The sequence below is a fragment of the Exiguobacterium sp. U13-1 genome (genome assembly GCF_001750115.1).
Lineage (GTDB): Bacteria > Bacillota > Bacilli > Exiguobacteriales > Exiguobacteriaceae > Exiguobacterium_A > Exiguobacterium_A acetylicum.
The window spans coordinates 2520376-2538483 of the sequence record NZ_CP015731.1; the positions used below are offsets into that span (position 1 = coordinate 2520376).

Consider the following 18108-nt stretch of genomic DNA (forward strand, 5'->3'; position numbering starts at 1 on the left):
GAATGACTCCTGTTCGTCCTCGTCTTCCTGTAGAAATCAGGAAACTTGCTCTACCGTTACTCTTTAGGTTCAGCTAGTTCGACCGTCAACTTTCCATTTTCCTTCACTAGTGTACCAGTTCGAGCCGATTGTTTGGTTACAAAACCTTTACCGATGACGTCGAGCTTCAAATCATATAAGCTGACAAGCTTTTTGACGTCTCGTTGCGACCAACCGGTCAAATCCGGCATCTTAAACGTATTTGATGTTTTCAGCAAGACACGTTCTCCGCTGACGAATTCCTGTCCACGGGATGGAATCTGCGAAACGACTTCAGCACCATCGCCTAGGATGATCGCAACTGCCTCTTGTTCTTTTGCTAGGTCAGTCGCTTGTCGAGCACTCTTTTTGATATAACTTGGCGTGATCTTCGCTTTGACATCCACTGAATCCTTTTGCGTTTCCGGTTGGATGCTACGATACTGTAGTGCCGTATTCATGACACTTTTGAACACAGGACTCATGATGAGCGGACCAGAGACGGATGATTCGTTTTTCGATGGACGATCGACCGCGATGTACATGATCAATTCCGGATCATCTTTTGGGGCCATACCGATGAACGAGTGAATGAATTGTCCTTGAATATACTTTCCATTCTCAGAAATCTGAGCCGTACCGGTCTTCCCGATGACTCGGTAGTCTTTCAACTTATACATTTGACCTGTACCAAGCTTACTGTTGACGACACCGTCCAGTGCTTCGCGTGTTGCTTTTGCCGCTTCAGCAGAAATCGGTTTACCGACGACTTCTGTTTTCGCTCGGTATGGTGCCTTATCCGTATGATCCGCTTTTTGGATGATATGCGGTTTGACCATCTCGCCGTCTCCAGCGATTGCTGTCGCTCCTTGAAGCAATTGCATCGGCGTGACCGCAGTCGATTGCCCCCATGAGGTGATGAGCGCATTCAACGGTTTAGACAAGTCGGATTGACTATTTACTTCTCCCGAGATGTCTATACCCGTTCGTTGGTCAAAATGAAACTTCTTAAAGTAATCTTTATACCGTTCAATCCCAAGTTTTTCTGCTGTTAACTTCGAGAACATGACGTTTGAGGAGTGATAGACCCCTTCAATCATCGGGATGGTTCCCCAACCGACATCATTATAATCCTTGATGACCGTTCCTTTGTAGTTATAACTACCCGATTTATACATCTCATTCGGACGGAACACTCCCGCATCAATCGCCGCTGCGAGCGTAAAGATTTTCATCGTCGAACCTGGCTCGAATCGTGACGAGACGGCAAAATTCGTGAAATCTTTCATATCACGTAAATTCGGGTTGAACGATGGGCGATCCGCCATGGCGAGGATTTCACCAGTCTTCGCATCCATGACGATACCTGTCGCATTTTTCGGTTTGTACGTGTTGTACATTTTTTGCATCTCTTTTTCAAGTGACTGTTGGATTCGATGATCGATCGTTAAATAGAGATTCGATCCATCCTTTGGTTCGTTCGAGACACGTGACGCGCCTTGAATCAACGGATTACCGCTACGATCCTTTTCAAAGACACGAGCTCCGTAAGATTCACTTAAAGCATTATCATACTGCTTCTCGATTCCCATCTGACCTTGTAAAGCGACCCGACCATTTTCCTCGGTGATCTTTTGAACGAACCCAAGTGTATCAGACAAGAAGATACCGTTCGGATAGTATCGTTTCGGCTCTTCAATCATCCGGATGCCAGGAAGCTTCAGATTGTCGATTTTCTCTTTTTGATCAAGCGTCAAATCATTTCCTTTTTTTCCGAACTCAATTTGAGAACGGTCTTTGTTTTCAATCAGATAGGTCTCCAGTTCCTTTGTCGTCATCCCAAGAATCGGCGCAAGACCCTCAGCCGTCTTTTTAAAATCGACGATCGTCTCATCTGGATCTTTGACACCACCCAGTCGATAAACGCCAATCAGATGATAGGATGGAATGTTGATCGCAATCGGGGAACCGAGACGGTCGAAAATCTCGCCACGTTCTGCTCCAAGCGTTTCTTGAGACTCCCATCGTTTCTTTTCCGCGTATGCAATCATATCTTCACCGTGGAACTGTTTTGTCGTTGCTAAATACAAAAATCGACCAATGAACACAAAAAAGAGAGTAGCAAATATCACCATGATAAAGGCTACTCTCCAACGGGATTTTTTCAGTGGATTCATTTAGGAATCACCTTGATGTTCCCTTTACGCATATCAAGACCCTGTTCTTTTGCAATCTTATAAATCCGTTCCGGAGAGCTTAAGTTCGTGACCTCTAGTTGTAAACGTTCGTTTTCTTTTTGGAGTGATTGTGTGACTTGGTTCTCTTTCGCTAAATCACGGCTCACATTATACGCTTCGTTATGCGTACTGATCGTCAAACTCCCAAATAACACAAGACCACCAATCATCGCGCTGTATAAGAATTTTTCAAAGGGGTACAAGCGATACTTCGGACGGACGGCGACGCGACGCGCGATATCTTCCGTCTTTCGTGGTTCCTGAACAGGTTGTTGACGAACGGGTTGAACCGTTTGGACCGATTTACGAAGTGGTTCTGCCATTGGAATGCTCCTCTCAAGTTTCTTTCATTTTTTCAGCAACTCGTAATTTTGCCGATCGGGCGCGACGGTTATCATCGAGCTCTTCAACACCAGCCGTAATCGGCTTGCGTGTGACGAGTCGGAGTTCCGGCTCCATTTCGACGGGAATCATCGGTAACCCCGGTGGAAGCTCGGGTAGTGATGATTTTTCTTTGATTGCTTGTTTACACATGCGATCTTCAAGTGAATGGAACGTAATGACACATAGACGTCCACCGACCCGTAATAAATCAATGGCTTGGTGTACTGCACGGTCAAAGACATTCAGTTCATCATTGACGGCGATCCGGATTGCTTGGAATGTCCGTTTCGCAGGGTGACCACCTTTACGTCGTGCTGGTGCCGGAATCGCATCCTTGATCAATTCGACGAGTTCGAACGTCGTCTCGATCGGTCGCTCTTCCCGCGCTTTTTCGATTTTGCGCGCAATCTGTTTCGAGAACTTCTCTTCCCCGTATGTAAAGAAGATACGTACGAGATCATTGTACGGCCACTCATTGACGACTTCGTAGGCAGAAAGTGGAGAAGATTGATCCATGCGCATGTCGAGACGTGCGTCGTGATTGTAACTAAATCCCCGTTCCCCTTCGTCTAATTGTGGTGAAGAGACACCGAGATCGAATAAGATGCCGTCCACTTTCTCGACTCCATGTGCTGCCAACTGCTCTTTTAAATAAGCAAAATTACTCTTTATTAAAGTAAAGCGACCTTCATACGCCGCGAGACGTTCTGCTGCATGAGCGAGGGCGACATCATCTTGATCAAATGCATACAGATGACCTGTCGTCAGTTGCTTGACGATCTCTTCGCTGTGTCCTGCTCCACCTAATGTACAATCGACGTAAATGCCGTCGGGTTTAATCGCGAGTCCTTCGATCGACTCCCATTTCAATACTGTTTCATGCTCAAACATGTCCTGCCTCACCTTTCACTGTCCTTGAAGGACGTTACTCTTTTTCAATGTATCACATTCTCTCGTGAAAACGTTACGAAAATGAGACAGTTTCCTTGATTTATTTAACTTTTGTGTAATTTTCGCTAAAAAACCGAAAAAACCTGCTAGTTTCAGCAGGTTTAGAGGAAAATCTTCAGTTGATCACTCGCATTCGCTTCATAGGCTGTCCTTAAGTCCCGCACAAAATCAGGACCATGATGATTCAACCACGGGAGGACAGAATGCATCCGTTCTTGTGGCGCTCCATCAGGAAGGAGATGGTAAGCCGTCTCTTTATATTGCCGTGTTTGTCGATCAAACTGACGTCGATCTTCTGCTAGCAAACTAGCAATTGCTTGTTCGAGCTGTTTCTTGACCTTCTCACTCTTACTCGACGTCCGCAGTAAATGCTGTTCGAGCGAGAGAAACTCGGAGACGAAACTGTCTTTTAGCATCGCTGCCGTCTGCATACGTCCTGTCATCTTCTCTTCTGAATAGAGCGGAATCGGAACGCCTGAACGGACGATTTCTTCGAGCGATACCTCGAGTTTAGCAAGACGCTTTTCATCGCTATGACGCACGATTACCCCGCCCATGCGGGGAATCAATAGCGGCATCGTCCAATTCAGGTGATGAAAGAGCGGTCGTAAGCGTGTCCAGTATGCTAACTCCCCCGGACCCCCGATATAGGCAAGCGTCGGGAACAGGTAATCCTGCATCAATGGACGTGTGACGACACTGTTGGAGAAACGTTCCGGACTGGCGTACAGCAACGCGATCAATTCAAGCTCCGTATATTGCTTTCCTTGTTTCGTCTCGAATCCGTCTGCTGTCGGATAAAGCAACTGACGACCATGATCATCGACGAAAAGATGCGCCGCTTCCTCGTTCAAGAACGTATCCGGTAACTCTTGCGTCTGTGAAATACCATCCGTCAATGCTCGTCTAAATTCCGCATTGTCTTGAATCAACCGTTCAAAGAACGGAATCTCGAGTTCACGGACAGAATGTGTATCCGCATCAAAGAAGACGACATCATAATCGATCAATTCACCGATCAATTGCGAGAAAAACATCCCATAGGATGTACACGCTTCAACGATTTGCTTCAGACGCGCAATTAATCGTTTCGTATGAACCGTTTCTGGCATTGCTCGGAATGTCTCTTCGATGATTTCAAGAAGTGTTGCTTGATCAAAAGAGAGTCGACTGACCGAGCGGGCAATCGATTCTGTAGGTGCAACAGCGATTTTACGCGTTTGATAATCCGCTGTCGGAACGTAAACATGGTTAATCTCATCAAAATCGTGATCTTCGGTCGCGAGCCAAAAAATCGGAACGACAGGTCGCCCAAGTGTCGTCTCCGCCTGCTGCGCGACCTTAAGACAGGTCAACAATTTATAGATCGCATATAATGGTCCGCCAAAGATCCCCGTTTGTTGCCCTGTAATGACAACTTGAGCTTCACCCGTACGAAGCTTCGCGACGCGCTCCCGCAAACGCTCCGTCATGTTCGGATTTTGACGTTCAAGTTCGTCTGTCAGTGCCGCAAGATGCGGATAATGACGACCTTCGAGCAAGCGGCTCCTTGACGCTAAACCACTCTCACCAAGATGGTCGACATATGTTAAGAATTCTTCTCGTGAAGCACGATGCATCAACGAGTTATCATCGTATAAGGCTTCAAATGGTTGTACCTTCAAACAAAATCCCTTCTTTCTTACCTAACTGGTCAACTGATGAACAGTTGACGAATACCAAGTACGAACAGTATGAAATGGACGGGTAATGCCAGCAAGATGATGATCCGCCAACTGTGTCGAATCATTTGTCTCAAATCAACGTCAAGTTGACGAATTCGTTGCCAGAGCGCATTCAACGCAAATACCAACAACACGACGATGACGATCCACCCTAAGTAATTTGTTCCGGTCAAGGCAATCAATGCAACATGAATCGCATACAGAACGATGAACGTTCCAAAGTCGAGTGCAACTCGAACGGCCTTCCCATGTTTCCGAAATAGAAGTAGAAAGACGAGATACAACGCAATCAGGCTGAATAAAGGAAAAATGATGAAGACTGTCACTGCGGACCCTCCCTCTGTTTGATCTGTTCATAATAAAAAGATAAACGTGGCGTCGCAGTCGTCGCCTGACGTAATGCGTATCCAAGTATCGGTTCTACTTCCGTTCGTCGTCCATACTCAAAATCTCGTAACATGGAAGAACGATTTTTGCTCGTATTCTTCATGATCCGCTCGATCTCGGAATAAGTAATGTCATGGTGCGGGAAAATCGTCCGCATTTCGTCAAATAATTGATGGGCTTCTTCTCGATAAGGCATCTCTAACAAGGATCCATTCTCAACACCGTAATAAGCCGTCACTGGATTAATGACGACGTTGATGAATAGCTTCGTCAATAAAACGGCTTCCATATCTGACTCGAATTCAAAGCACAGTTGCTTTGACGACAAGTTCGCTACCTCTTGATTGCCGTAGCGGATGCGGCCATTTCCAGTATGCTGAACTTCAAACGGTGCAGTACGCATGGCACCATGTTCGACGACACCAAATAAGACATGCGGCAATTGCTCTTTCCATTTCAAATGATCCATTCCATTTTGCAGGAACATGACGGGACACGTCAGCCGTTCGAGGAATGGAATCACACTTTTTATATCATACGACTTTGTCGCGACAAACACCAAGTCTTCTGACTCGAGCCGATCAATCTTCCGGATCCGTACGAGACGACTCGCCTGTCCATCACGAATGATTGGTCGTTCCTCATCTTGTTCCTGTCGCACATAAAGCGTAACTGCATGCTCTTCCGATAAATAAGAGGCAAGCAACAACCCGATGGCACCCGCGCCAATGATTCCAACATTCATCTATTCATGTCCCCTTTCATGAAAAAAGCGACCTTAAAACCGATTTCTCGATTCGAAGGTCGCTTTTATACCGATCAATCAGCTTATTTGCTGACGATTTCTTTACCTTTGTACGAGCCACATGCTTTACAAACGCGGTGTGAAAGTTTCATTTCACCACAGTTTGGGCACTCGACCATACCTGGTACACGGAGTTTGAAATGAGTACGGCGAAGACGTTTGCGTGTTTTCGACGTTCTGCGGAATGGTACTGCCATCGTTGTCCACCTCCTTGAAAAAATACACTCGCCTTTACTTCAGAAATCAGGAATCCTGATCTTTTTTAAAGAACTGAGCGAGACCCGCGAGTCGCGGATCGATTTTTGGTTCGGTTTCCTCTGGATCTTCTTCAGAAAGAATCGTCCAGCCTTCCCCCTCAACCAACTGATTCTCTTCATCATCCCCATGCACTTGCACTGGCACATGAAGTAAAATCAATTCTTGCACGAGCGGTCGAAGATCGACCGTATTCCCGATCGGTACGTTGATGTCATCTGCTTCGTTCGAAACAGCATCGACCTCGAGCAGGAATGGCTCGATGGATTCAATCTCGAATGGATAAGCGACATCACTTAGCGTCCGGGCATCCGGAAGCGTCATTTCGCCAGAGATCCGAAGATTGAATATTAATTGATTCGATGTAAACGATGCATTTGCACGAACGTGCACAGGTTGCACCGCCCGGATATCCGGATGGAGGGCGACTAGCTCATTGAGCTCGATCGTCTCGTTAACCTGAAGTTGACCCAGATTGCGCAATTTATTCAATTGCATCAGGGACCATTTCATCCGAATCACCTCAATTGCAACAATATGAATTATAGAGAGGACATCTTGTTTTGTCAATGTTTTTTCTTTACACTGAAATCGCTAGAGAACGAACACTTTTGGACGTCTTTATCCATATTACCGCACTTAATTCGGTTTGCAAAGGAGAAAGTTTTCATGAGGATGACAGCTATCATTTCAGAGTACAATCCGTTTCACAACGGACACTATTATCAAGCGACGACAGCACGACGGGAAACGGATGCCGACGTCATCGTCGCCATCATGAGCGGAACGTTCATGCAGCGTGGTGAACCCGCCTTTACAGACAAATGGACACGTGCTCAGGCAGCGGTCGCGAGCGGTGCCATCGATCTCGTTCTTGAACTCCCCTTCTATTTTGCTGTCCAGCGTGCTGATCGTTTTGCACTCGGTGGTGTGACGATTGCCGAGACGATCGGCTGTCAATCGCTTTCGTTCGGAAGCGAGTGTGGAGACATCGAACCTTTTCTGCATGCGGCAGCGGAACAGATCGAAGAGACACTTGCTTACAAGCAAGCCTTACACGATGGTTTGGCATCTGGTCTCTCTTCTGCTCACGCCGCTAGTCTAGCATTCAAGAGCGTCTCAGGAACGCTTGATTTGACACAACCGAACAATACGCTTGGCTATTATTACGCTCGCGCCGCAAATACCCTATCGCTTCACACGACGAAACGGATTGGAAGTGGCTACCACGACTTATCAACCGGAGACATCATGAGCGCCACCGCGATACGCGCCCATCATCAAACGCACGGTCAGCTGCTCGCACTTCCTGAACAAACCGAAGACGTCTTAGCAAACGCCTCTTTCGCCAACTTTTCGCACTATTATCCGTGGATTCGACAACGTCTACTGACAACCCCAGTACCCGAGTTGATACGAATCGCTGGGATCGACGCTTCGTTAGCGCCACGACTCATCGAAGGGGCGAAACAAGCAACGACGTTCGATACCTTTCTGAATTACGTCAAAACACGCCGTTATACGCGGACGAGCCTGCAACGTGCCCTGATCTATCTGTTGACCTCAACGACAGCAGAGGAGGTCGCACGGATTGATTACGACCATATTGATTTTGTTCGTCCCCTCGCCTTTTCAGAACGAGGACGACAAGCACTCAAAACCATCAAAACGCGGACTACCGTCTTCAGTACCTTTACGAGTCATCCTTGGCTAACGAAAGAAAGCCAAGTGACAGCTGCATATGCACTGCCCTTGGCTCGCTACGACGCGTTGCTCGAACACCGTCGTTTCCCTTATTTTGCTGGAAGTTCTTCTAAATAATCAATCGCATCTTCGACTGTCTTGATCGGAACGAGCTTCATGTTCGTTCCGAGTTTTTTGATGGATGGTTTTGCTTCTTTGTAGTTCTCTCCTGCTGGTACGAACATGATTTCTGCTTCTGCCTCGTCTGCAGCGACCACCTTTTGCCACGCTCCACCAATCGGTCCTACCTTGCCGCCTTCTTCAATCGTTCCTGTGCCGGCGATTTTATGCCCTTTCGCCAAATCTCCCGGCGTCAATTGGTCATAGATTTCAAGGGTGAACATCATCCCAGCAGAAGGTCCTCCGACGTCTTCGACCTGAAACGCAATATCAGGATCCGTCGTCACGTTTGAGATCGGAAGCGGTTCGTAAATGCCGAGCCCGACGCGCTTAACCTCTTTGGATAACTGATCCACTCGAATCGTCGTCTTCTTGTCTTCCGATTTACGCGTGAACTGAATCGGAACAGCTGTTTTTGCTTTTTTTGCTTGAATCGTCTTCATGAAACCTTCGAATGACGTAATCGGTTTTCCGTCAATACTTGTAATGCGATCCCCTGCTTTCAGTTTCCCCTCAGCTGGACCACCGGGAATGACCCCAGAGACGTAAATCCCTTCGAAATCGACATCGACCTTTTGATCCGCCAATTCATACGCTTCGATCGTTGCGTTATGTTGCGCTTCTTCCATATACAGCTTCTGACGCGTTTCATACTGCGCGTCCGACTCGCCGTCGTACAGATAATCACTTACACTCGATGTTTCGGAGAACGGTAGAAATAAGCTTTCAATGAGAAAGTAAGGCGTGGCCCGACGTTGTGCGATCGTCAGCATCATCAAATCTCCCGGTTCCTTGTCGCCTCCAGATACTTCGATCAAATCTTCTGTCGACGTCGCATCACCTGGATAAGAGATGAAATAAGGAAGTGGTACGAAAAATACGATCAAGGCAGCAACGATAGCTGCTAAGGCGGGTTTCCAAGCTTTCATCACAGTTCTCCTTTCGTATATTTCTGACGTAGCGCCTCTTCGACGGAAGGCGGTACGAGATCGGCAACGGAAGCACCATATTTGGCAGCCTCCTTAACGATCGAAGAACTCAAGAAGGAATACTGATTATTCGTCATCATGAACAGTGTCTCGATTTGATCGTTCATCTTCTTGTTGATGGAAGCGACTTGCATTTCGTATTCAAAATCCGAAACTGCTCGTAGACCGCGGACAATCGCGGTTGCACCGACTTCCGCCGCATAATCGACAAGTAGACCATTAAAGGAATCCACCTTGATTTGAGGTAGGTGCGACGTCACATCGGCAATCAACTCCATCCGTTCCTGGACAGAAAAGAGTGGTTGCTTCGAAGAATTATTCAGTACGGCAACGATGATCTCATCAAAAATCGGAACGGCACGCTCGATGATGTCTAAATGTCCGTTCGTGATCGGATCAAAGCTACCTGGGCAAATGGCGATTCGTTTCATTCGTGGTCTTCCTCCGCTTCCATGAATTCGTACAATGTGATCGAGATGACAGCAGAATAACGAAGTCGACGCACGACTTCTAGCCGTCCGATCCGGTCCGGTAATTCAACAGCAGAGTCATGTTCACAGACGATGACACCGTTGTCCGTCAGCATATCATGTTGCTCTATGTATGTGACATGTTCCGTCAATCGCTCTTTTGCATAAGGAGGGTCTAAATAAATCAATTTAAACGGCTCTTCAGATGCGAGTTCCGCTAAAGCGATCGCTACATCTTTTTTCAAAACACGTGCTTGGTCCGTATAGTGCGTCGTTCGTAAGTTATCTTGGATCGTTTGGACCGCTTTATGGTGTTGGTCGACGAACACTGCCTCATCGCATCCTCTTGACAGAGATTCAATCCCAAGACCACCGCTCCCCGCAAAAAGATCCAGTGCCCGTCCTCCATTGAAATAAGGACCGATGACGTTGAATAAAGATTCTTTTACCTTATCCGTAGTCGGTCGTGTCTGATCCCCTGGTACTGCTTTTAATCGTGTACCTTTCCGTTCCCCTGAAATGACTCGCATTTCCTTCATTCCTTTCAACAAAGAAGCGACGAGGATGTCCTCATCGCTCCATGGATTATGCTTCTTCTGGCATTTTACCTTTTTTGTTCGCGAACGTCTCCGTGATGAACGGTCGTTCTGAACGTTTGATCGATTCGACGAACGGGAGAGTCGAAATGACTTCCATCACCTGTTCATGTTGATCTAAATCGACATATAGATGAACGTATCGTTCACGTTTAGACGTAAAGTAGACGTTCCCGTAACGGCGTAATTGACGGGATGCTTTCATCGCATTGACATAGACGATGAGTCCCACTCGTTCCTTGATCACGCCAGCCTACCCCCTTCATCTTCGTTATCCGCTACAGCTACAGCTGCCACCGGTCGAACAACCTCCAGCGCATCCTTGATCGAAGAAAGGATTTCCCGTCGGTACTTTAATTTGCGGTGATACTTCCCCAGCGAGCTTCAGACTGATTTGTCCGAGTAACGTTTCGAGTTGTTTTTCCGCCTTTTTAAACTGCGCGACTTCCTCTTGTAAATCAAGTCGCCGTTTGACTTCGTGGACCTTTTTCGTGATCGTCTGATAGTCAGGATGGTACCGTCCGAATCGCTGTACGAGTTCGTAGTCCTCCTTGACTTGATGAAAATCGCGAATGACAGCCTGTGCCTCTACTGACTCTTGCTGTGCTTGTTTCGCACATCTATATGCTTGCCCCGTTTCACTTTGAGCGAGAGATCGAATGAGGTCTTCCGCTGCGTTGATGAGGTCAATCGTCTTATCGGTATATATCACAACGAATCTCCTCCTTAACTTTACCATCTTATCATAACATTTCTCTCCCTCCTAGCCTGTTGAATTGTGTATAATTTGTTCAGAAGGAAGGAATGAACTTTATGCAACTGCTCTCTTTTAATATGTTCCGGACGATTGGAATCAAGACGGAACATGCCAAGTCAGATTATCACTTTGATTCCTTAAAAAAAATCGAACAGGCGGATGTCGTCCTGTTCCCGGAATACTGGCAAATCCACTCGATCATCTACGGAATGAAAAAACCGATTTTCCCGTCGGCTGCTACGTTCCACTTAGGTCATGACAAGATTGAGATGACGCGGATTTTTCAAACCGTCATTCCGGATAACATCCCTCGGACCGGCATCTACGGAAAAAATGAATTCACTGTCGAACGTGTCTTACGAGAATTTTCGTTTCCGTTCGTTGCTAAGACAGTTCGTAGCTCAATGGGACAAGGTGTCCATCTCATCAAAAATGAAATGGACTGGAAGAAATACACGGATACACACGAGACGTTCTACATTCAGGAGTACATTCCGAATGAGAAAGACTTACGTGTCGTCGTCGTCGGCGATCAAGTCCTTGCTGCGTACTGGCGCGTCGGTGGTGCTCAATTCTTAAATAACGTCGCTCAAGGTGGTGTCCTTGATTTTGATGATGTGCCACAAGGAGCAATCGACTTCGTGCTCGCTCTAGCGAAACAGCTCGATATCGATCACGCTGGTTTTGATCTCATCATCCGTGACGGACAGTGGTACGTTCTTGAGTTCAATGTTTTCTTCGGTGGAGAAGGACTCAATCATCTTGGTATCCACGCACCGGATACGATTCTTGAATATGTCGAACGAAAATATGGAAGTTCATGAATTCTTCAAAATGACTTCACATCTTTTACGTCATCGTTTCATTCATTATGGTATGATAGTTTGGAAAGACTAGTATCTACTAGCAAACTGGGGTATAGGGGGATTCAAACATGAAGTTTGAACAATATGGTATCGAAGGCAAGGAACTGAAGTTCGGTCTTCTCGAAACAATCATGGAACATCACCGCTTCGTTCGTGAAGGACAGTGGGATTATGAACGCGCGATGTACGACATGAAGTACGAAAAACAATCAACAGGTGAAGTATTCTACCTGCGTGTTCCTGTCTATGCGATCCAAGGCGAGATTGAAGATCGCCATGCTGTCGTTCGTATGATGACACCACTTCTCGGTAAACACTACTATCCACACGGTGTCGAGTATGATGAGACGTTCCCTCCAGAAATCGTCAAAGACTGCGAACGTCGTTTAGCAGCATTGCTCGAAACACTCGAAAAATAAGACTCACACGTAGAGGTTCCAATTAGGAGCCTCTATTTTTTTGTTCTTCATTCCAAACAAAAAAAGCTAACGACCTCGCATCATCTACGAAGTCATTAGCTGTTCTGCCCATCTGATTGTTATTCCTTAAAATACACGAAACCGCTTTTAACGCGCGACGAATTGTACGTAGGATACGACATCGTCTCCGAGCTGAATCCCAAGCTGCTCGCGTACATGAAGATAAAGTGCGTGAAGTGACGTTGCCGGTGCATTGACCTTTACGCTAAATGCAATCTCTTCCCGGTCCATCCGTTTGATCCGGGAGTGATGGATTCCATAATCTTCGATCGCACAAGCAAGTAATTCCTCGATGGCTTGAATAGAGACGGTAACATCTCCTTGCATGTACTCTTCATATGTCATCTACCTTCACTCCTTTGCTAATTGTGTGACCGAAGACATGACCTCTTCTAAGTCGACCGGTTCATCCGGTGTCTTCGCCATAGACGAAATCGCCCGTACTTTATTCTCACGGTCCAAAATGAACATTTGTGTTCCGTGTGTCACTAAGCCACTCTCGGCCTTTGAGTAATAGAAGTTCAACTGACGAGTCAGACGATCGATGACGACTGGATCTCCCGTCAATACTTTCCAGCCCTTAGCATCTGCTTCAAAGTTCGAAGCATACTTCTTCAAGACTGTTGGTGTATCGACTTTTGGATCAACTGTCACTGCGACGAGTTCGACGTCACTTCCATACAATTCTTCACTCCGAAGCTTCTTCTCAAGCTTACGGTAATCATTTAATGTCAACGGACAGATATCAGGACAGTTCGAGTAGAAGAACGTCAATACTTTGACTTTTCCATCTTCCGAATTGAATGATTTTCCGTCTACAGCATTCGTTAATTCAAATGGCGTCGGTTCAGCGATGACAGGTAACTTTTCTTTCATGAAGAAATAATAATATCCCCCGGCTGCCGCAACTAAGATGAGGACGACGGCAGCGACCGTCAAGTAACTATTCTTTTTCAAGTTGGCTCCCCCTTAATGACTCCAGATCGCCCGGAATACGTTCGTCGTCTCACCTGGATCGTAGACGACATATAATAAGCAGTACACGATCACACCGGTAATGGCTGTCAAAAACCAAACGATCGAGGCAACCGGTCCGATTTTACGGTGACGTGCAAAGTTCTTCTTATACGCATGATAGAGTGCCATCAAACCGAGCACCCCACCAGATGTCGCAAGAAGGATGTGGAAGATCAAGAATCCTGTGTAATAGGCTTTGACGGATTCTGGACCGCCAAAGGCTGTGTTACCAAGCAGAATCGTCCGCAAGGCATACATGATGAAGAATAATAAAGCGAGTGCAGCTGCAATCGTCATCACGGTTTGGTGAGCTTTCATGTTACGACGCGTTTGGGCGATCAAAAACCAGCCAATCGCTACGAAAATCGCACTGATGACAATCAGCGACACACAAATCAACGGCAAATAACTCATGTTCCAACTTCCTCCAATTTAATCCGCTTTTGGTGTGAAGGACATGCCTTCATCCACGGCAGTACTTTTTGAACGGCGCACCCATGTAAAGAAGGTTAATCCGAAGAATAAACCATACACGAGTTCTTGACCGAGCTTCATGAGGACACCACCAAAGCGTTGGTCCTCTAATAAGTCATCTGTCGTTCCGAGCAATCGTTCCAGGTTCAAGCCGCTCAAATCATTGTTCGGCATACAGTAAGCGAGTACTTTCGCGAACGTCGCCGGATCCTGATACGCTTGATACTGAAAACTTTGACTGAAGATCATGAAGGCACAGGCTGGTGTCAACAACACACCATTCGCTACGATATACACCATCTTCTTTAGGTCAGAAAGGCTGTCCGCCTCATTGACCGGTGCAATGATCGGATACCACATCGTCATACTCAAGAAAATCAATGTTCCGTGGAACAGACGGTGAACGGTATAGTTCGTTAAGACATAATCAAAAATAAATGGCATGTGATAGAACGTAAACAAGGCATTAAAGACGACAAGTGCAATCAGCGGCTTGATGAAGAAGCGAAGAATCCTCCCAAGATACGGTGCATCGAACAAGCGCTTATAAAGCCACTCTGGTATCGCAATCAACAAGAGCGGCGGTGCGACCATATAGACGAATACCATCTGCAGCATGTGTGCTGAGAACGTGATATGCGCTAGCAGGTCTAACGGACTTCCAAAACCGATGTAAAAAACGATCAATGCTGCGAGCATCGAAAACTTTTGCCCAAGCGTTGTTTCCGGCTCATCCGGACGACGCAACTTTTCTGTCACGACAGCATATAGGATATACAATCCAACGAGTATCAACGCATAATACGGACTCCATAAGACAGTCCAGTCGAATTGCGAAAGTGCTCCCCTTAAATTGCCTAACATATTTTTTCACCCCGTTCCTTTCTCTTACAAACTAAGATTACCGTTCCCCTATTTCATTGTAAAGGTTTCTCATAAAACGATTCCAAAATAAAAGACCATCCTGCTAAACGTTAGCAGAATGGTCACATTTCTTACCAGATCAACAGACGGAGTGTCGCAACGATCGTCAAGGCGACGAAAATGCCAAGACCCATCATGACTTTGATCCATGTGTTGCCTTTGTTGTTCATATGCATGAACATGTAAAGCTGAAGGTAAACCTGAACGATTGCCATGATGATCAAGAAACCACCGGCTGCCCAGTGCGGCATGAGATCAGCCATGACAGCACCGAAAGCGATGAGCGTCAAGAAAATCATGAGTGCGAAACTGATGAGCTGCAGTTGTGTCTCACGACCACGTTCTGCTTTCATCTCAAGCTCGATTTGATTGCGCGTAAGTTGCGGTTCGTGTTTTTCCATCTTATTTCACCATCCCCATGAGGTAGACGACTGAGAAGATAAAGACCCAGACGACGTCAATGAAGTGCCAGTAAAGACTTGAAACATAGTACTTCGGCGCATTCACGACCGTGATGCCACGGTTCCAGTTCCGGATGAGCAATGTCGAGATCCAGAGAAGACCGAACAAGACGTGCGCACCGTGGAAACCGACGAGTGTATAGAAGGCAGAACCAAATGCACTCGACGTGAACGTATGACCGATGTGGTAGTAGTGATTGAACTCATAGATCTCACCCGCTAAGAATGCTAGTCCAAGAACAAGTGTGATAATCAACCACATTTTCATCTTCTTCACATCATTACGTTTCATCGCCATCATCGCAAGAACACTTGTTAATGAACTTGTGAGAAGAAGCATCGTCATGATGAAGACGAGACCCATTTCAAAGATGTCATAACTGCGTAATCCTTCTTTTGCACCGGAGTTATGAAGTCCGATGTATGTTCCGAAGAGAGAGGCGAACAAAGTCGTCTCTCCTCCAAGGAAGAACCAGAAGGCTACATATTTATTCTTACCCTCAAGTGTTGCTTTTTCAACATGATCCGGAATACCCGTGATCGGGTTATTCGGTACTGAATGATGACCCATCTTACTTCGCCTCCTTTTCTGCTTCAAGGCGTAGATCTTCTTCGACGACTGATTTCGGGATGTAGTATCCTTCATCGTCAATCCAAGAACGGAAGAACATCGCGATCAATGTCATCGCAAGACCAATCAAGGCAACGACGAGACCAACAGTTCCATAGTCGAGGCGAAGAATGAATCCGAGACCTGCAAGGAATAGACCGACTGACATGACGAATGGCAAGATCGTGTTATTCGGCATATGAATATCGCCGACTTCTTCCGATACAGAAACTGTTTTGTTCCCCGCCATTTTTTCGAGCCAATACGTATCCAAACCTTTGACGAGTGGAATTTGAGCGAAGTTATACTCTGGAGTTGGAACTGGAAGTGTCCACTCAAGTGTACGTCCATCTCCCCAAACGTCGCGTTTCACATATTCTTTTGACATCAATGCTGCTGCAATCGAGATGACGAGAACGATCGTCGATACACCCATGAATGCTGCACCAATTGATGAAAGTAAGTTCATTGTTTCCCAGCCTTGGTTTGGCAAGTACGTGAAGACACGACGTGGCATACCTGTAAGACCGAGGATGTGTTGTGGGAAGAACGTCAAGTGGAAGCCGATGAAGAACAACCAGAATTGAATTTTTCCCCAGAACTCGTTGAGCTGTTTCCCGAACATAAGTGGGAACCAGTAGTACAGACCTGCGAAGAGACCGAAGACTACCCCACCAACGATAACGTAGTGGAAGTGAGCGACTACGAAGTAACTGTCATGGTACTGATAATCGGCAGGTGCTACTGAAAGCATGACCCCTGTCATACCACCAACAAGGAATGATGGAATGAACGCGACCGAATAAAGCATCGCGACTGGGAACGTCAACTTACCGCCCCACAGCGTAAAGAGCCAGTTGAAGATCTTGACCCCTGTCGGTACAGCAATCGCCATTGTTGCTACGGCGAAGATCGCGTTTGCGACCGGACCGAGACCAACTGTGAACATGTGGTGGACCCATACCATGAATCCGAGGAAACCGATCAACATTGTCGCAAAGACCATCGTCGTGTAACCGAAGAGACGCTTACGAGCAAATGTAGGAATGATTTCAGAGAAAATACCGAATGCCGGTAAGATCAAGATATAAACTTCTGGGTGACCGAAGATCCAGAAGAGGTGTTCCCAGATGACGATATTCCCGCCCGCTGCCGGGTCAAAGAAGTGCGCTCCGAAGAGTCGCTCGAACGTCAAGAGGAACAATCCAACCGTAAGTGGTGGGAATGCGAAAACGATCAAGGCAGAAGCAACGAATGCTGTCCATGTGAAGAGCGGCATCCGCATCAGTTTCATACCTGGTGCACGCATGTTCAAAATCGTAACGAGGAAGTTAATCCCCCCCATAAGTGTACCGAAACCAGAAATCTGAAGACCTAAAGCGTAGAAATCTACACCAAGAGATTCAGGAACTGTAGAAAGTGGTGCGTACGCTGTCCATCCTGCGTTCGGTGCAGCGCCGAAGAACCAAGAGAGGTTCAGTAAGACTCCACCGAAGAAGAACAACCAAAATCCAAGTGCGTTCAAGAATGGGAACGCAACGTCACGTGCCCCGATTTGAAGCGGTACTGCAGCGTTCATGTATCCAATCAACATCGGCATCGCTGCCAAGAAGATCATCGTCGTACCGTGCATCGTGATCAATTGGTTAAAGAGTTCACCGCTGACGAAATCGTTCATCGGTTTAATCAATTGAAAACGAATCATTAGGGCTTCTACGCCACCGACCAGAAGGAAGAACAATCCAGACATGATGTAGAGAATCCCGATTTTCTTATGGTCGACTGTCGTTAGCCAGTCCATGATGCCGCTTTTTTTCTGCGGCATACCCATAGTATGTGTC

General features: G+C 46.6%; 23 protein-coding genes. 3 read left to right on the plus strand and 20 right to left on the minus strand.

Annotation, left to right across the window (positions count from 1 at the left end):
* Positions 1-56 precede the first annotated feature (56 nt).
* From ESP131_RS13175 to ESP131_RS13210, 8 genes are all read right to left on the minus strand, one after another.
* The gene (locus ESP131_RS13175) at positions 57-2195 is read right to left on the minus strand and encodes a penicillin-binding protein (RefSeq protein ID WP_029342144.1); all 2139 of its coding nucleotides are present in this window, start codon (positions 2193-2195) and stop codon (positions 57-59) included.
* Positions 2192-2578 (minus strand): cell division protein FtsL, encoded by a 387-nt coding sequence (gene ftsL / locus ESP131_RS13180; protein WP_029342145.1) that lies wholly within the window; start codon positions 2576-2578, stop codon positions 2192-2194. Before ftsL ends, ESP131_RS13175 begins: the two co-directional genes overlap by 4 nt.
* A 13-nt stretch (positions 2579-2591) precedes the next feature.
* A complete protein-coding gene (rsmH, locus tag ESP131_RS13185) occupies positions 2592-3530 on the minus strand; it encodes a 16S rRNA (cytosine(1402)-N(4))-methyltransferase RsmH (RefSeq protein WP_029342146.1) in 939 nt (312 codons plus the stop codon).
* Positions 3531-3691: 161 nt separating this feature from the next.
* Positions 3692-5254: a bacillithiol biosynthesis cysteine-adding enzyme BshC gene (bshC, locus tag ESP131_RS13190; protein WP_029342147.1), complete on the minus strand. Its 1563-nt coding sequence runs from the start codon at positions 5252-5254 to the stop codon at positions 3692-3694.
* Positions 5255-5283: 29 nt separating this feature from the next.
* A complete protein-coding gene (locus ESP131_RS13195) occupies positions 5284-5640 on the minus strand; it encodes a DUF3397 domain-containing protein (protein WP_029342148.1) in 357 nt (118 codons plus the stop codon).
* Complete coding sequence (locus tag ESP131_RS13200) at positions 5637-6446, minus strand: ketopantoate reductase family protein (RefSeq protein WP_029342149.1); 810 nt, start codon at positions 6444-6446, stop codon at positions 5637-5639. The genes ESP131_RS13195 and ESP131_RS13200 overlap by 4 nt, the downstream gene beginning before the upstream one ends.
* 83 nt (positions 6447-6529) lie before the next feature.
* Positions 6530-6703 (minus strand): 50S ribosomal protein L32, encoded by a 174-nt coding sequence (gene rpmF, locus ESP131_RS13205; RefSeq protein ID WP_012370841.1) that lies wholly within the window; start codon positions 6701-6703, stop codon positions 6530-6532.
* Between the two features lie 46 nt (positions 6704-6749).
* Positions 6750-7274: a YceD family protein gene (locus ESP131_RS13210; protein ID WP_069940850.1), complete on the minus strand. Its 525-nt coding sequence runs from the start codon at positions 7272-7274 to the stop codon at positions 6750-6752.
* A 156-nt stretch (positions 7275-7430) separates the two neighbouring features.
* Between ESP131_RS13210 and ESP131_RS13215 the strand changes: the two genes are divergently transcribed.
* Positions 7431-8582, plus strand: a complete 1152-nt coding sequence (locus ESP131_RS13215; protein WP_069940851.1) for a tRNA(Met) cytidine acetate ligase — start codon at positions 7431-7433, stop codon at positions 8580-8582.
* Here ESP131_RS13215 and ESP131_RS13220 read toward each other — a convergent pair.
* From ESP131_RS13220 to ESP131_RS13240, 5 genes are read right to left on the minus strand one after another with little or no spacing between them, the layout of a single operon-like run.
* On the minus strand, positions 8555-9553 hold the full coding sequence (locus tag ESP131_RS13220; protein ID WP_069940852.1) for a SepM family pheromone-processing serine protease: 999 nt from the start codon (positions 9551-9553) through the stop codon (positions 8555-8557). The two genes, ESP131_RS13215 and ESP131_RS13220, sit on opposite strands and share 28 nt — an antisense overlap.
* Positions 9553-10044, minus strand: coding sequence for a pantetheine-phosphate adenylyltransferase (gene coaD / locus ESP131_RS13225; RefSeq protein ID WP_029342153.1), 492 nt, complete (start codon positions 10042-10044; stop codon positions 9553-9555). Before coaD ends, ESP131_RS13220 begins: the two co-directional genes overlap by 1 nt.
* Positions 10041-10622: a 16S rRNA (guanine(966)-N(2))-methyltransferase RsmD gene (gene rsmD, locus ESP131_RS13230; protein WP_071908823.1), complete on the minus strand. Its 582-nt coding sequence runs from the start codon at positions 10620-10622 to the stop codon at positions 10041-10043. Before rsmD ends, coaD begins: the two co-directional genes overlap by 4 nt.
* A gap of 46 nt (positions 10623-10668) precedes the next feature.
* Positions 10669-10926, minus strand: a complete 258-nt coding sequence (locus tag ESP131_RS13235) for a YlbG family protein (RefSeq protein ID WP_023468818.1) — start codon at positions 10924-10926, stop codon at positions 10669-10671.
* Between the two features lie 24 nt (positions 10927-10950).
* A complete protein-coding gene (locus tag ESP131_RS13240; RefSeq protein WP_029342155.1) occupies positions 10951-11391 on the minus strand; it encodes a YlbF/YmcA family competence regulator in 441 nt (146 codons plus the stop codon).
* A gap of 92 nt (positions 11392-11483) precedes the next feature.
* Here ESP131_RS13240 and ESP131_RS13245 point away from each other — a divergent pair, with 92 nt between their 5' ends.
* Together ESP131_RS13245 and ESP131_RS13250 are read left to right on the plus strand one after the other, a co-directional pair.
* Positions 11484-12260, plus strand: coding sequence for an ATP-grasp domain-containing protein (locus ESP131_RS13245; protein WP_029342156.1), 777 nt, complete (start codon positions 11484-11486; stop codon positions 12258-12260).
* Between the two features lie 110 nt (positions 12261-12370).
* On the plus strand, positions 12371-12721 hold the full coding sequence (locus ESP131_RS13250; protein WP_023468821.1) for a YugN family protein: 351 nt from the start codon (positions 12371-12373) through the stop codon (positions 12719-12721).
* A 147-nt stretch (positions 12722-12868) separates the two neighbouring features.
* Here the strand turns inward: ESP131_RS13250 and ESP131_RS13255 are convergent, their stop codons facing one another.
* From ESP131_RS13255 to ctaD, 7 genes are all read right to left on the minus strand, one after another.
* On the minus strand, positions 12869-13126 hold the full coding sequence (locus tag ESP131_RS13255) for a hypothetical protein (protein ID WP_023468822.1): 258 nt from the start codon (positions 13124-13126) through the stop codon (positions 12869-12871).
* Positions 13127-13132: 6 nt separating this feature from the next.
* Positions 13133-13738, minus strand: coding sequence for an SCO family protein (locus ESP131_RS13260; RefSeq protein ID WP_029342158.1), 606 nt, complete (start codon positions 13736-13738; stop codon positions 13133-13135).
* A gap of 12 nt (positions 13739-13750) precedes the next feature.
* On the minus strand, positions 13751-14212 hold the full coding sequence (locus ESP131_RS13265) for a DUF420 domain-containing protein (RefSeq protein ID WP_023468824.1): 462 nt from the start codon (positions 14210-14212) through the stop codon (positions 13751-13753).
* An 18-nt stretch (positions 14213-14230) separates the two neighbouring features.
* Positions 14231-15136: a cytochrome c oxidase assembly factor CtaG gene (ctaG, locus tag ESP131_RS13270; RefSeq protein ID WP_029342159.1), complete on the minus strand. Its 906-nt coding sequence runs from the start codon at positions 15134-15136 to the stop codon at positions 14231-14233.
* A 131-nt stretch (positions 15137-15267) separates the two neighbouring features.
* The gene (locus ESP131_RS13275) at positions 15268-15597 is read right to left on the minus strand and encodes a cytochrome C oxidase subunit IV family protein (RefSeq protein ID WP_029342160.1); all 330 of its coding nucleotides are present in this window, start codon (positions 15595-15597) and stop codon (positions 15268-15270) included.
* Position 15598: 1 nt separating this feature from the next.
* Positions 15599-16228, minus strand: a complete 630-nt coding sequence (locus tag ESP131_RS13280; RefSeq protein ID WP_029342161.1) for a cytochrome (ubi)quinol oxidase subunit III — start codon at positions 16226-16228, stop codon at positions 15599-15601.
* A gap of 1 nt (position 16229) precedes the next feature.
* On the minus strand, positions 16230-18098 hold the full coding sequence (gene ctaD / locus ESP131_RS13285; RefSeq protein WP_029342162.1) for a cytochrome c oxidase subunit I: 1869 nt from the start codon (positions 18096-18098) through the stop codon (positions 16230-16232).
* Between the last annotated feature and the right edge of the window lie 10 nt (positions 18099-18108).

Coding starts and splice junctions, on each gene's coding strand:
- rsmH (WP_029342146.1), bottom strand. CDS start 3,530: ATGTTTGAGCATGAAACAGTATTGAAATGGGAGTCGATCGAAGGACTC.
- ESP131_RS13210 (WP_069940850.1), bottom strand. CDS start 7,274: ATGAAATGGTCCCTGATGCAATTGAATAAATTGCGCAATCTGGGTCAA.
- ctaG (WP_029342159.1), bottom strand. CDS start 15,136: ATGTTAGGCAATTTAAGGGGAGCACTTTCGCAATTCGACTGGACTGTC.
- ESP131_RS13215 (WP_069940851.1), top strand. CDS start 7,431: ATGAGGATGACAGCTATCATTTCAGAGTACAATCCGTTTCACAACGGA.
- ESP131_RS13275 (WP_029342160.1), bottom strand. CDS start 15,597: ATGGAAAAACACGAACCGCAACTTACGCGCAATCAAATCGAGCTTGAG.
- coaD (WP_029342153.1), bottom strand. CDS start 10,044: ATGAAACGAATCGCCATTTGCCCAGGTAGCTTTGATCCGATCACGAAC.
- ctaD (WP_029342162.1), bottom strand. CDS start 18,098: ATGGGTATGCCGCAGAAAAAAAGCGGCATCATGGACTGGCTAACGACA.
- ftsL (WP_029342145.1), bottom strand. CDS start 2,578: ATGGCAGAACCACTTCGTAAATCGGTCCAAACGGTTCAACCCGTTCGT.
- ESP131_RS13265 (WP_023468824.1), bottom strand. CDS start 14,212: ATGAGTTATTTGCCGTTGATTTGTGTGTCGCTGATTGTCATCAGTGCG.
- ESP131_RS13245 (WP_029342156.1), top strand. CDS start 11,484: ATGAACTTTATGCAACTGCTCTCTTTTAATATGTTCCGGACGATTGGA.
- ESP131_RS13200 (WP_029342149.1), bottom strand. CDS start 6,446: ATGAATGTTGGAATCATTGGCGCGGGTGCCATCGGGTTGTTGCTTGCC.
- ESP131_RS13175 (WP_029342144.1), bottom strand. CDS start 2,195: ATGAATCCACTGAAAAAATCCCGTTGGAGAGTAGCCTTTATCATGGTG.
- rpmF (WP_012370841.1), bottom strand. CDS start 6,703: ATGGCAGTACCATTCCGCAGAACGTCGAAAACACGCAAACGTCTTCGC.
- ESP131_RS13280 (WP_029342161.1), bottom strand. CDS start 16,228: ATGGGTCATCATTCAGTACCGAATAACCCGATCACGGGTATTCCGGAT.
- ESP131_RS13220 (WP_069940852.1), bottom strand. CDS start 9,553: ATGAAAGCTTGGAAACCCGCCTTAGCAGCTATCGTTGCTGCCTTGATC.
- ESP131_RS13255 (WP_023468822.1), bottom strand. CDS start 13,126: ATGACATATGAAGAGTACATGCAAGGAGATGTTACCGTCTCTATTCAA.
- ESP131_RS13250 (WP_023468821.1), top strand. CDS start 12,371: ATGAAGTTTGAACAATATGGTATCGAAGGCAAGGAACTGAAGTTCGGT.
- rsmD (WP_071908823.1), bottom strand. CDS start 10,622: ATGAAGGAAATGCGAGTCATTTCAGGGGAACGGAAAGGTACACGATTA.